Annotated in this window: 16 protein-coding genes; 10 read left to right on the top strand and 6 right to left on the bottom strand. The window is 31.5% G+C overall.

Going from position 1 to position 13486, the window contains the following annotated elements; translation table 11 throughout:
- Positions 1-6: 6 nt before the first annotated feature.
- The 6 genes from AJ889_RS06855 to ileS are packed head-to-tail and all read right to left on the bottom strand — an operon-like array spanning position 7 to position 6628.
- Positions 7-783, bottom strand: coding sequence for a carbon-nitrogen hydrolase family protein (locus AJ889_RS06855; RefSeq protein ID WP_002852935.1), 777 nt, complete (start codon positions 781-783; stop codon positions 7-9).
- On the bottom strand, positions 776-949 hold the full coding sequence (xseB, locus tag AJ889_RS06850) for an exodeoxyribonuclease VII small subunit (RefSeq protein WP_002853034.1): 174 nt from the start codon (positions 947-949) through the stop codon (positions 776-778). Before xseB ends, AJ889_RS06855 begins: the two co-directional genes overlap by 8 nt.
- Positions 946-2403, bottom strand: coding sequence for an IMP dehydrogenase (gene guaB, locus AJ889_RS06845; RefSeq protein WP_002852968.1), 1458 nt, complete (start codon positions 2401-2403; stop codon positions 946-948). The genes xseB and guaB overlap by 4 nt, the downstream gene beginning before the upstream one ends.
- Before the next feature lie 9 nt (positions 2404-2412).
- Positions 2413-3774 (bottom strand): Asp-tRNA(Asn)/Glu-tRNA(Gln) amidotransferase subunit GatA, encoded by a 1362-nt coding sequence (gene gatA / locus AJ889_RS06840; protein WP_002852939.1) that lies wholly within the window; start codon positions 3772-3774, stop codon positions 2413-2415.
- Positions 3771-3881, bottom strand: coding sequence for a membrane protein (locus AJ889_RS06835; RefSeq protein ID WP_002869114.1), 111 nt, complete (start codon positions 3879-3881; stop codon positions 3771-3773). Before AJ889_RS06835 ends, gatA begins: the two co-directional genes overlap by 4 nt.
- A complete protein-coding gene (gene ileS, locus AJ889_RS06830) occupies positions 3875-6628 on the bottom strand; it encodes an isoleucine--tRNA ligase (protein ID WP_070293325.1) in 2754 nt (917 codons plus the stop codon). The genes AJ889_RS06835 and ileS overlap by 7 nt, the downstream gene beginning before the upstream one ends.
- A gap of 99 nt (positions 6629-6727) precedes the next feature.
- On the opposite strand from ileS, the gene AJ889_RS06825 reads away from it, so the two are divergent.
- From AJ889_RS06825 to rpsR, 10 genes are all read left to right on the top strand, one after another.
- The gene (locus tag AJ889_RS06825; protein ID WP_070293323.1) at positions 6728-7816 is read left to right on the top strand and encodes a CinA family protein; all 1089 of its coding nucleotides are present in this window, start codon (positions 6728-6730) and stop codon (positions 7814-7816) included.
- Between the two features lie 11 nt (positions 7817-7827).
- The gene (locus tag AJ889_RS06820; RefSeq protein WP_002859154.1) at positions 7828-8253 is read left to right on the top strand and encodes an N-acetyltransferase; all 426 of its coding nucleotides are present in this window, start codon (positions 7828-7830) and stop codon (positions 8251-8253) included.
- Between the two features lie 63 nt (positions 8254-8316).
- Positions 8317-8937, top strand: a complete 621-nt coding sequence (locus AJ889_RS06815) for an NAD(P)H-dependent oxidoreductase (RefSeq protein ID WP_002852938.1) — start codon at positions 8317-8319, stop codon at positions 8935-8937.
- On the top strand, positions 8937-9542 hold the full coding sequence (locus tag AJ889_RS06810) for an NAD(P)H-dependent oxidoreductase (RefSeq protein ID WP_032586321.1): 606 nt from the start codon (positions 8937-8939) through the stop codon (positions 9540-9542). The genes AJ889_RS06815 and AJ889_RS06810 overlap by 1 nt, the downstream gene beginning before the upstream one ends.
- Before the next feature lie 124 nt (positions 9543-9666).
- Positions 9667-10203, top strand: a complete 537-nt coding sequence (gene pgsA, locus AJ889_RS06805; RefSeq protein WP_002853053.1) for a CDP-diacylglycerol--glycerol-3-phosphate 3-phosphatidyltransferase — start codon at positions 9667-9669, stop codon at positions 10201-10203.
- Positions 10200-11306: an RIP metalloprotease RseP gene (gene rseP, locus AJ889_RS06800; protein ID WP_002852927.1), complete on the top strand. Its 1107-nt coding sequence runs from the start codon at positions 10200-10202 to the stop codon at positions 11304-11306. The genes pgsA and rseP overlap by 4 nt, the downstream gene beginning before the upstream one ends.
- A complete protein-coding gene (locus AJ889_RS06795; RefSeq protein ID WP_002859152.1) occupies positions 11299-12165 on the top strand; it encodes a VirK family antimicrobial peptide resistance protein in 867 nt (288 codons plus the stop codon). Before rseP ends, AJ889_RS06795 begins: the two co-directional genes overlap by 8 nt.
- Positions 12166-12251: 86 nt before the next feature.
- Positions 12252-12629, top strand: a complete 378-nt coding sequence (rpsF, locus tag AJ889_RS06790; RefSeq protein WP_002853062.1) for a 30S ribosomal protein S6 — start codon at positions 12252-12254, stop codon at positions 12627-12629.
- Between the two features lie 8 nt (positions 12630-12637).
- Positions 12638-13189, top strand: coding sequence for a single-stranded DNA-binding protein (locus AJ889_RS06785; protein WP_070293321.1), 552 nt, complete (start codon positions 12638-12640; stop codon positions 13187-13189).
- Positions 13190-13199: 10 nt separating this feature from the next.
- Positions 13200-13460, top strand: a complete 261-nt coding sequence (rpsR, locus tag AJ889_RS06780) for a 30S ribosomal protein S18 (protein ID WP_002853032.1) — start codon at positions 13200-13202, stop codon at positions 13458-13460.
- The last annotated feature ends 26 nt before the right edge of the window (positions 13461-13486 follow it).

Here is a 13486-nt window from a genome sequence, read left to right as displayed (position 1 = left end):
CCTTCTTTAAAAATTCTTAAGAATTTTATCAAAACCCCAAAGTTTTCTTGCTTCATCACTTTTTTTAGGCTCTATAATAAGCATTTCTTCTTCAGAACCTAATTTACTTTCTATCTCGCCAAAAGCATTAATAAACAAAGTATCGCCGTAAAAATTCCACTCATCTTTTGTTTTGCCTATGCGATTTACTCTTAAAATGCTTGTAGAATTTAAAAAAGCTCTTGTTTTTAAAAGTTCTTCCCATCTTTGTTTGCTTTCAAAGGTACAAGCACTAGGAACGATAACCAAATCAATTTTTTTCGCCATAATCTGTTGCCAAAAAATATCAAAATGTGTCTCAAAACCAAAAAGCAAAGCACATTTTAATTTTTCATAATTAAAAGTAAAAATTTTTAATTCTGATGGAGTTTTGTTGCTGAAAAATTTTTCTTCATTCCAATGTTCATAAGGCATTAAAATTTGCTGTTCATAACTTTTCACACCATTTGGAGTAACTTTTAAGCAAAGTTTTTTATAACTTTTAGCTTCAACGCTTACATAAGGAGCGATGATTTCTAATTCGTATTTTTTAGCAAGTTTAATCAAGCTTTCTTTTTTAGCTTCGCTTTGTTCTTTTATCATATTTTTTGGCATATGCAAAAGTTCTGTAAAAAAACTGTTGATCACATATTCTCCCAAAACTACTAAATTTACTCCATTGTCTTTTGAAGCTTTAAGATAATAATCAAGCCTTGATTCACTTAAAGCTAAAGTTGGAAACTGTAAAGCTGCTATTTTACTCATCAATTTGCTCCACTTCTAATTTTGCTTTTTCAAGCTCAAGTCTTGCTTTTTTGATACTCTCTAAACCTTCTTTATAAATTTTTACACTTTCATCTAAGGCAAGCTCTTGATTATTTAATTTTTCCAAAGATTCATTAGCGTGTTTTAAATTTTCTTCAAAACTCATTGATGATTAACCTTGTAGTTTGGTGCTTCATGAGTGATAGTAACATCATGCACGTGACTTTCTTTAAGTCCTGCAGTGGTAATTTCAACAAATTCGGCTCTTTTTTGAAAATCTTCTATATCTTTAGCCCCAACATAACCCATAGAAGAACGCAAACCTCCTAAAAGTTGATGCACCACGCTTCTTATACTTCCCACATAAGGAACACGCCCTTCTATACCTTCAGGAACGAGTTTATCTTGGGCAGTACCTTGCTGAAAATATCTATCCGAACTTCCCTTTTGCATAGCACCAAGTGAGCCCATACCACGATAAGACTTATATTGTCTTCCTTGATAAGTAAAAAGCTCTCCTGGACTTTCATCTGTTCCAGCTAAAAGAGATCCTATCATAACAGAACTCGCACCCACAGCTAAAGCTTTTGCGATATCACCTGAATATTTGATCCCGCCATCGGCTATCACAGGAACGCCAAATTTATTTGCTTCTTCTACGCATTCATCAATGGCTGAAATTTGAGGCACGCCCACACCTGAAACAATACGTGTAGTACAAATACTTCCTGGCCCAATACCTACTTTAACCGCATCTACTCCTGCTTCACAAAGTGCTTTTGCTGCAGCTGCAGTGGCGATATTTCCTGCGATAAGATCTAAATTTGGATATTTAGCCTTAATTGCTTTTACTGTATCAATAATACCCTTAGAATGCCCATGCGCAGAATCAAGCACAACAACATCAACGCCTGCTTCAACTAAAGCATCCACACGATCCATTTGCCCTACTCCTATAGCCGCACCCACGCGTAATCTTCCAAAATTATCTTTATTGGCATCAGGATATTCTTTGCGTTTTTTAAGATCTTTTATAGTGATAAGTCCTTCCAAGCGTCCTTGTTCATCCACTATAGGAAGTTTTTCTACTTTGTTGGTACTGAAAATTTTTTCCGCATCATCTAAAGTACAACCCTTTGGAGCAGTGATTAAAGGCATTTTAGTCATAACATTTTCAACCAAATTTGAAAAATCACTCTCAAATCTTAAATCACGATTGGTGAGTATGCCTATTAGTTTCTTATCTTCATCTACTACAGGAACACCTGAAATTCTATACTCTGCCATAATTTCTAAAGCCTCCGCAACACTTGCCTTAGGACTTACAAAAATAGGATCGATAATCACCCCGCTTTCGCTTTTTTTCACTCTTTTTACTTCTCTAACCTGCGAGGCTATATCCATATTTTTATGAATCACTCCAAGTCCTCCAAGTCTTGCCATCATGATAGCAGCTCTGTGTTCGGTAACTGTATCCATAGCCGCAGAGATTAAAGGCATATTTAAAGTGATATTTTTTGTTAGTTTAGTGTGAATTTTTACTTCCTTAGGTAGAACTTCAGAATACCCAGGACGCAATAATACATCTTCAAAAGTTAAAGCTCTTTTTACAATTTTCATCTTTCATCCTTAATGTTTAATCATTTGTTCTAAACTTAAAGCCCCATCTAACAAGGTTTGTTCATCATAAGCTTTGCAAATCAGTTGTGCTGATATATTAAGCCCTTCTTTATCTTTTGCAACAGGCACACTAATGCCTCCAAGTCCTGCTAAATTTACAGAGATAGTATAAACATCTTCTAAATAAGTTTGCATAGGGCTTTTTTGAGTATCAAATTTAAAAGCCGTTGTAGGAGTTACAGGCATAAAAATAAGATCACAATCTTGCAAAATTTCTTCATATTTTGCCTTAATAAAAGCTCTAGCTTTTTGTGCTTTAATATAATACGCATCATAATATCCACTGCTTAAAACAAAAGTTCCTAACAAAATTCTTCTTTTTACTTCTTCTCCAAAACCTTCGCTGCGTGTATTTACATACATTTCTTTTAAATTTTGGATATTTTCAGAACGCTTGCCATAACGCACCCCATCATAACGACTTAAATTTGTACTTGCTTCAGCTGTTGCGATGATATAATACGCCGCAATATCAAACTTAGAATCAAGCAAATTTTTATATACAATCTCATGTCCATTAGCTTTTAACATATCTATGGTTTTTAAAAGTGCATTTTTTACTTCACTATCTGCATCATTGACATAATTTTCAATCACTGCAATTTTTAATTTTTTATTTGCATTTAAATTTGGAGCGGTTTTGATAAACTCGATATTTGCACTCGTGCTATCCATTTTGTCATATCCTGCGATCGCATCATATAAAATTGCCGCATCTTCTACATTTTGCGTTAAAACCCCGATTTGATCCAAACTTGAAGAATAAGAAGCTAAGCCATAGCGACTCACTCTTCCATAACTCGGTTTAAATCCTACGCAACCACAAAAAGCTGCAGGCTGACGTACAGATCCTCCTGTATCAGAACCCAAACTTGCCAAAGCCAAGCCACCCGCTACCGCAGCAGCACTTCCGCCACTTGAACCACCTGGCACACGCTCAAAATTTAAAGGATTTAAAGTTTTGCCATAATAAGAACTCGCTGTTGAACTTCCCATAGCAAATTCATCCATATTGCAACGCCCAAAAGGAGAAAAACCATTAGCTTTTAAATTAACAATCACACTTGCATCATAAGGGGCGATATAACCTTGTAAAATCTTACTCGCACTAGTAAGCTCCCAGCCCTTTACGCTGATATTATCTTTTATAGCTACAGGCACACCTTCACCTGAAACACTTAAGTCTTTATCTAAAAATTGTTCGATATAAGCACCTATTTTTTTTTCTTTTTTTGCTTTTTCATTGAGTTCTTTTTTTAAATTTTCAAGTTCTTCTTTGGAGTATTTTAAAGCTTCTTTTAAAGTTATCATTTATTTTCCTTTGTTTTTTTGATCAAAAATACTGCTAAAGCACTAAAAGCCAAAACCACCGCTATAGTTGTGATGATAATGCTATTTGGAATAGGATTTTCTAGCATTGAACTCCTTTTAAAACTTCTTCACATCTTAAACAAGGTGTTTCTTCATCTTTACTTTGAAGTTTCCAACATCTTGGGCATTTACAAAGTGAAGCTTTGGTGATTTTAAATTTCTCATTCTCTACTTCAAATTCAGCCAAAATTTCTTCATTTTCATTGCTGATTTGACTTACCATAAACCAATCGGCTAATTCCTCATTTGGGAATTTATTAAAACTGATGTTTAAATTTAATTCCAAAGTAGATTTAATGATTTTATCTTTTTTAAGTATATCAATTTGTTCAAAAAATTTCTCTCTAGCACTCATTAAAAATGTATCATCTATACCAAAATCATAATCAAAATCCTGAGTTAAACTTAGATCAAATACATCTTTTGCATCGCCTTTGATTAAAACATTAGCATGTTCTAAAGCCTCATCTACACTATAGCTTAAATTTGGAGCAAGTAAATTTAAAAGCTCTTTTGCTATCAAAGCCATAGCCACTTGAGCAGATTTTCTTCTTTGGGCATTTTCGCTATCACAATAAAGTCTATCTTTACTGATATCAAGATAAATCCCACTTAAATCCGCACTTAAGAAATTTAAAAGCAAACTAAAACCTTTAGCAAATTCATAAGCAAAAAATGCCTCTTTGCTTGCTTTAAAAACTTTAGTTGCACGGCTTAATATCCATTTATCGATAAAGCTAAATTCTTTAACTTCTAAATCTTTTAAGTCATTTGTATTGGCAAGTAAAAATCTTATAGTGTTTCTTATTTTGCGATATTGTTCACCCACTTGTTTTAAGATATTGTCTGAAATTTTTAAATCACTTGAATAATCACTTAAAAGTATCCAAAGTCTTAAAATTTCAACTCCATAGGTTTTTGCTACATATTCAGGAGCGATCACGTTGCCTTTAGATTTAGACATTTTTTGCCCTTTTTCATCGGTGGTAAAACCATGAGTTAAAATGCTTTCATAAGGTGCACTTTCATTGATCGCTGTACCTACAAGCAAAGAGCTTTGAAACCAACCCCGATGTTGATCGCTTCCTTCTAAATACATACTTGCTCTTTTTTCTCCTGCGTCATAAAGTCCGCTATTTAAAACCGCATTAAAAGTACTTCCACTATCAAACCAAACATCTAAAATATCATATACTTTTTCTAAATTTTCAGCGTTGTATTTTGAATTTGTAGGAATTAAATCTTTGATTTCAAACTCCCACCACGCATCAGCGCCGTGTTTTTCAAAAATAGCCGCTACAAAGTCAAAAAGCTCATCATCAAAAATGACTTCTTTAGTGTTTTTATCTCTAAAAAAGGCTATAGGCGTTCCCCAGTCCCTTTGTCTTGAAATACACCAATCTGGGCGATTTTCCACCATAGAACCTATTCTTTTTACCCCACTTTGCGGATAAAAAGCTGTTTTTAAAAGTTGTTCTTTTGCACACTCTCTTAAGGTTTTTCCTTGAAGTTTTGGCTCATCCATTAAAATAAACCATTGTTTAGTAGCTCTATAGATTACAGGTTTATGTGTTCTCCAGCAAAACGGATAAGAGTGTATAAATTTAGAAGAATGTAAAAGTTTTTCGCCTAAAAGTTCTAAAATTTTTTCATTGGCCTTAAAAATATGAAGACCTATAAACTCTTCAAGCAAATGAGAAGGCAAAAGCTCTTTAGCTCTTAAAGTTTCATCATAACATCCACCATCATCAACAGGCATTAAAACTTCAATACCGTATTTCAAACAAGCATAGTAATCATCTTCGCCATGTCCTGGTGCAGTATGCACAAGTCCACTTCCACCATCCATCAATACATGCTCACCCATAATTAAAACAGATTTTCTTCCATTTAAAGGATTGATAGCTTCAAGTTTTTCAAATTCTTTTGCGTTTAATTCTTTTTGAATTTCTCCACTTGTAAGTCCTTTTTCTACCATACTTTTAAGTAAAGCACTTGCAAAAATCAAACCCTCTTTGGTGATCACATAATTTTCATTAGGATTTAAAGCTATAGCTTGATTAGCCACTAAAGTCCAAGGCGTAGTTGTCCATATCACTGCGCTTGCTTTTGAAACACCTAATTTTTCGCAAGCTTTTACATCTAAATCAAAAGCCACAAAGATAGAATAATCTTCTTTATCTTGATACTCTACTTCAGCTTCCGCTAAAGCTGACTTTGCCGCCCAACTCCAAAAAACAGGTTTAGAACGCTCGCAAAGTAAGCCTTTTTTAGCAATCTCACATAAAGTTCTATAAATCGCTGCTTCAAACTCAAATTTCATAGTCAAATAAGGCTTATCCCAATCCGCAATAATGCCTAAATTTTTAAATTCTTCTCTTTGGATATCTACAAATTCACTCGCATGTTGTCTGCAAAACTCACGAATTTCTTTTTTACTTAAGCTTTTTTTCTTTTCTCCAAGCTTTACTTCTACTTGTTGTTCTATAGGTAAACCATGACAATCCCACCCTGGAGTAAAACGCACACTCTCACCTTTAAAATAATGCGTTTTGATAATAGTTTCTTTTAAAATTTTATTTAAAGCATGTCCTATATGGATATGTCCGTTAGCATAAGGGGGGCCATCGTGTAAGGTAAAACTTTTTTTCGCATTTTTGCGATTTTCTTTCATTTTTTCATAAGCATAATTTTGCTCAAACCATTTTTTAAATCTTTGCGGTTCAAGTTCCGCTAAATTCGCCCGCATAGCAAAAGTAGTGCTGGGCAAAAGTAGAGTTTCTTTGTAGTCCATTTTTTCCACCTAATTTTTAATAATCTTAAATTCTACTCAAATTAGCTTTAATTTCTACTTTGTTTTTGGCTATAATTATAAGAAAAAAAAGGAAAATTTATGAAACATTTGCTTTATCTTATAGGAGATGAGCTTACTATAAACGAAAAATTCAAAAATTATATTTATAGAACTTATGAAGAAAAATTTAAAGAAATCAACGAAATTCGCATACAAAGTAAAACCGATAAAGATTTACCTTTTTTACTTGAAAATCTCTTAAATCAGTATGATTTTATCACTTTATTTACAAGCCCTTTGCATTATGCGACTGTTGCTAAAATTTTAGCAACTTTAAATGATGATAATCTTATCTTAAAAGATGATACCTTGGTTCCAGATAAAGCAGAATTTAGTAAAAATAGCTTTGTGTGTAATTTTTCAAATTCAAAAATCAATGTCGTTAAAATAAATCCAAGCGAAAAATTACCCAATCTTCTTGGGCATATAAAATTAAATTTTGCATATTTTTGCATTTTTGGCATGGATGATGAAAGCGCTATATTACTACTGCAAACCCTAACAAAATCTTATGAGATAAATATAAAATTAACCAAGCTTTTAGATAATCTTGTGCTTATTAAGGCCACTTGCGCTAATTTTGGAAAACTTGATGGTTTTTTAAATAGCGTAAAAAATCTTTTTGGACAAAAGGTGTTTTTAGGTAAAGATCCTATACATTTTATAAGCTCTAAACTTTTAGAAAAAAAATTAAAAATTTCTTTTGCTGAAAGTTGCACAGGTGGACTTTGTGCAAGTACCTTAACCAAAATTTCAGGTGTAAGTGAAATTTTTGAAGGTTCTATTGTAAGTTATTCCAACCGCATCAAACACGAATGGCTTGGAATTAGCGAAAGCGTCTTAGAAAATAATGGCGAATACAGTGAACGTTGTGTTTATTTTATGCTAAAAGGTATTTTTAAAACAGCTAATCCTGATTTTGCCTTAGCTATTAGCGGAGTAGTTGGCGAAAAAGATGAGGGAAAAATAAAATCAGGCACTATTTATATAGGTGCAATGTTTAGAGATGGAACTTTTATCCAAGAAACGCTTTATTTAGATGGAGATCGTGAATTTATACAAGAACAAGCTGTTTTGGCAACTTTTTGCTTACTTTTAAAATTAAAACCTGAAATTTTTGAAATTTAAGGGATTTAAAAATGAAAGAAATTAAGCTAAAAGAAGACTTGGAAAAAATTTATCCCTTGATAAAACAATTAAGAAATAACCTATCTTTGAAAGATTTTTTAGACAAAATCCAACTTGCTACACAAACTCAACATTATAAACTTTTTGCCTATGAAAATGAGGGAAGCTACAAAGCAGCTTGTGGAGTCATGCCCTTTAATGTACTTTATCATAATCATTGTCTTTATATTTGTGATTTTGTCGTAGATGAAACTTTAAGAGGAAAGGGTATAGGTCAAGCTTTTTTGAAAAAAATCCAAATTTGGGCAAAAGATCGAGGATATGAAGAATTAGAACTAAGTTCAAGTTTTTTTAGAACACAAGCTCATGAATTTTATATCCAAAAAATGGGTTTTGAAAAATCCGGTTTTGTTTTTAAGAAAAATATCAAACTATAATATTTTTTGATTAAGCTTTGCATTTTATAATTAATATTATTATTTTTGATTTTAAGGAATAAAATGAATTTTAAAGAACTAATTTCAAAACGCAGAGCTTGTAAACTTTTTAATGATAAAAAAATCAATGAAAAGGATTTGCATTTTATCTTAGAAAGTGGAGTCTTAGCCCCAAGCTCACATGGATTTGAGCCTTGGAAATTTGTAGTATTAGAACAAAAAGAACATAATCTTAAGCTCTCAACTCTATGTTACAATCAACAAAATGTAGCAAGTGCGAGTCATAATATTATTTTTCTAGCAAGAAAAGATCTTCAAAGCAAAGATGAATTTGCACAAAAACAAGTGCGTCGTTTCTCAGGTTCTAGCGAAGAAAATTTTCAAAAAATTTTAGAAATTTATACTCATAAAACCAATGCAATGAATGATAATGAACTCTATCATTATGCACAACTTCAATGCTATCTTGCTATGATGCAAATGTCACTAGCTGCAATGAGCTTAGGTATTGATTCTTGTATGATAGGTGGCTTTGAAAAAGCTAAGGTTGATGATTTTCTTAATTTAACTTATCCTTTTGAAACTGCTGTAATTTTATCCTTAGGATATAAAGCCCATGAACCAAAATATTCTACTCAACGCTTAAATTTTAATGAAGTCGTCGAATTTTACAAGGAAAAATAATGAAAAAAGAACTTGAAATTTTTAGTACAAGATATTCTTGTAGAAATTTTAAAAATGAAAAACTCAAAAAAGAGGATTTAAATTCTATTTTAGAAATAGCAAGATTAAGCCCAAGCTCCTTAGGACTGGAACCTTGGAAATTTATAGTAGTGCAAGATGAGAAAAGAAAAGAAGAACTTTCTAAAATTTGCAACCAGCAAAAACATGTAAAAGATTGCGCTGCGTTAATTATCATCATTTCAAGACTTGATTTTTTGGATTATTTTGAAGAAAAACTTAGAAAAAGAGATATGAGTGAAACAGAAATTCAAAAACGCTTAGATGCTTATATGCCTTTTTTAAAATCTCTAAATCAAGAAGAAAAAATATCTTATGCAAGTGAACAAGCTCATATAGCTCTAGCTAGCATACTTTACAGTGCTAATGCTTTAAATATAGCAAGCTGCACTATAGGTGGTTTTGATAAACAAAAGCTTAATTCTTATTTATCACTTGATATTCAAAAAGAAAGATCAAGTTTGGTGGTGGCTTTAGGATATTGCAACGATGAAAAAAATCCTCAAAAAAATCGTTTTAGTTTTGATGAAGTTGTAAAATTTATTTAAATTTTGCTTTTAAGCAAAATTTAAATAAAAATAAACTGATTCTTTTTTGTATTTTTACTAAGTCTTTGCTTAAATTTTATACAATTTTGATTATAATTTTACATTTAATTTCACAAGGCTTGTTATGAATTTACCCAATATCTTGGCGATTTTTAGAATGGTTTTAGCGCCTTTGCTATTTTTTTTATTAATTCATCATTTTGAAAATATTCATCAAAGTTGGATTAACTATTTTGCTGCTTTAACTTTTTCATTAGCAGCTTTAAGTGATTTTTTTGATGGATACATCGCAAGAACTTGGAAACAAACTACAAAACTGGGTGGAATCTTAGATCCATTAGCCGATAAAATGCTTGTTTTAGCAGCTTTTTTAGGGCTTTTACTTACAGGAAAAGCTAATGAATGGGTAATTTATATTATATTAGTAAGGGAATTTTTTATCACAGGTTTTAGAGTTGTAATGATTAGCGAAAATTTAAATGTCAATGCTTCTTTTGCAGGCAAACTTAAAACCGCTTTTCAAATGACTGCGATAGGATTTTTAATCATGGAGTGGATAGGCGGTGAAATTCTACTTTACATAGCTTTGATTTTAACTCTTTATTCTGGATTTGAATACATCTATACTTATATAAAAGCTCAAAAAAAAGGAGAAAAATGAGATCTTTATTATTTTTAATTGTTATTTTGATTTTGGGAATTAAATTTTATTCTATTGAATTTTTAGCAACTGTTTTAGTCATCTCATTTTTAATTTTCTTTCACGAATTAGGACATTTTTTGGCTGCAAGATCTTTGGGTGTAAAAGTTGAAGTTTTTAGTATAGGATTTGGAAAAAGTCTTATAGAGCGTGAATTTAAAGGCACAAACTATCGCTTAAGCACTTTACCACTTGGAGGATATGTTAAACTTAAAGGACAAGATGATATGCGTCCTGGTTTTGAAAATCTAGACAAAGATAGCTATAGCATTTTAAGCCCTTTAAAAAAGATTTATATTCTTTTTGCTGGACCATTTTTTAATCTAATTTTAGCTTTTTTTCTTTATATTATCATAGGAAATTTAGGTCTAAACAAACTTGCTCCGCAAATAGGAAACATAGCGCCAAACTCTGCTGCACAAGAAATAGGACTTCAAAAAAATGATACTATCTTAGAAATTAACGGTATAAGAATTCAAACCTTTGATGAAATTTCAAAGCATTTAAGTTTAGATCCTTTGAAAATATTAATCAATAGAGAAGGAAAAAATTTAGAATTTATTTTAACTCCAAAAATAGGACAAGGATACAATGACTTTGGACAAATCGTTGAAAAACCTCAACTTGGAGTCAGTCCAAATGGGACAAGCACTCTTGTAAAACACCAAGGTTTAGAAAGTTTTAAATATGCCGCACAAGAAAGTTTTCAAGCTTCTACACTCATCATCAAGGGTATTGTAAAACTCATAAGTGGTGAAGTTGAAGCAAAAAATTTAGGCGGTATTATCACCATGACTGAAATTACCTCAAAGGCTGCACAAAATAGCTTTACTTTGCTTTTATTTATCACTGCTTTAATTTCTATAAATTTAGGCATTTTAAATCTTTTACCTATTCCTATGCTTGATGGAGGACATATACTTTTTAATCTTTATGAAATGATTTTTAGACGCAAAGTTCCACAGCGTACTTTTGAATATTTAAGCTATACAGGCATGGCAATACTTTTAAGTTTAATGCTCTTTGCAACTTATAATGATATATCAAGGATTATAGGTGAATAAAAAATTTTCCTACCCTATTCCAAATTTTACTGATAGAAGAAAAAGTATAATCTTTTGGCGCTATTTGCGTTTTCAAGCAAGAAAAATTTTATATTTTCCTCAAGTAAGACTTCTAGAAAAAACGCTTAATAAAGAAAAAAATAAACATTTAAAAGACTTTTTCTCTCAAAGACCCTATGCTTGTTACAATGCTACAAGAAGATTTTGCGATAAAAGTTTTAAAGCAAATGAACGTGTTAAAACACTTATTTATGATGTTGATAAGGGACTCGCTTGTTTTAAATTTCTTCCCGAGGAACAAATAATTTTTTCTTTTGATGAAGATTTTGAGCTTTTTTTAGGATATAACTATAATGTTTGCGAAGAAGGTTTTTGGGCTTTTTCTTTAAAATTTAAAAAATACACAATCTTACAATGTAATTTTTGCTTTACTTTAGAAAACAATCTTCTACTTTCTTGTATACAAGGACATAAATACAAAGATTTTAATATTTTAGAAATTAATAAAATTTTAACTAAAAAATGTCATGGTTTGCGCCCTGTTGCTTTACTTATAGAATGCTCTAAGATGCTTTGTGAAATTTTAAAACTTCAAACTACTTTAGGTGTACATGAAAAAAATCAAATCCGTTCTCAAAAAGGAAAAGAAAAAGGCTATTTTGTAGATTATCAAAAAATTTGGCTAGAAAATGGTGGAGAATTAATAAAAATCAATAAACACAAATACTATAAACTCCACCACTCTCAAAAAAACCTAGAAGAAATCCCTTCGCAAAAACGCTCCATGTATAAAAAACGTTTTGCTATGCTTGAAGAAATCAAAACAAATTTAGATAAAACCTTAAGTATTCAAGACTAATTAAGTATATTTTGATATAATCTAGTCTTGCTTTATGCAAAATCCTTGCTCATAAAAATGGGCTTTAATATCCATAAGGAGAAAAGATGAAACATTATGAGGTTTTATTTATCTTAAAACCAACACTTACTGAAGAGGAAGTGAATGCGAAGTTGGAATTCGTTAAAGAAGTCCTAACCAAAAATAGTGCAGAAATTGAAACTGTTGTTCCAATGGGTACTAGAAAATTAGCGTATAAAATCAAAAAATACGAAAGAGGAACTTATTTTGTGATTTATTTCAAAGCTCCTACAAACTTGATCGCTGAGCTTGAAAGGGTGTTAAGAATCACTGAAGAGGTAATAAGATTTTTAATCGTAAAATATGAAAATAAAAAAGAAATTGCAGCTTGGGAAAAACTAAGCCACGGGATTAAGCAATCTAAAAAAGAAATTAAACCTTTAGATGCTCCTGAAATTCAATAAGGAAAAAGATGTTTAACAAAGTTGTTTTGGTTGGAAATCTTACACGTGATATAGAAATGCGTTATGCACAAAGCGGTAGTGCTATTGGAGCTTCCGCTATAGCAGTAACAAGAAGATTTACCGCAAATGGAGAAAAAAGAGAAGAAACTTGCTTTATTGATATAAGCTTTTATGGTCGCACCGCAGAAGTTGCAAACCAATACCTTACAAAAGGTTCAAAAGTACTCATAGAAGGACGTTTGAGATTTGAACAATGGAGTGATCAAAATGGACAAAATCGCTCTAAACATAGCATTCAAGTTGAAAATATGGAAATGCTTGGCAATTCCAATACTCCACAACAAGGCGGAAATTTTGGCAATAATAGCTTTTCAAACAACAATTATAGTGGAAACTATGAAAATCAAAGCTATGATCCTTATATGAGTGAAAATCAAAATTTTAATAAAGCAAAAGCAAACCCTGCTCCACAGAGAAACCAAAGCCCACAACACGAAGAAAAATTAAAAGAAATTGATATCGATGCTTATGATAGCGATGATACTAATTTACCATTTTAAAGGATAAACTATGGCAGAAAAAAGAAAATACTCTCGCAAATATTGCAAATACACTGAAGCAAAAGTTGAATTTATTGATTATAAAGATACAGCAATGTTAAAACATGCTTTATCTGAAAGATTTAAAATCATGCCACGCCGTTTAACAGGCACAAGCAAAAAATACCAAGAAATGGTAGAAGTTGCAATCAAACGCGCAAGACATGTAGCCCTTATCCCTTATATAGTGGATAGAAAAGAAGTAATCAACAATCCTTTTGAAGGACTATAATCTTTTAAAAGCAAACTTGTAAAAAG

This window comes from Campylobacter sp. BCW_6468, from assembly GCF_001762865.1.
Classification (GTDB): domain Bacteria; phylum Campylobacterota; class Campylobacteria; order Campylobacterales; family Campylobacteraceae; genus Campylobacter_D; species Campylobacter_D jejuni.
Note: the sequence above shows the minus strand (reverse complement) of the source record. Positions and strands in the feature narration are given on the sequence as shown.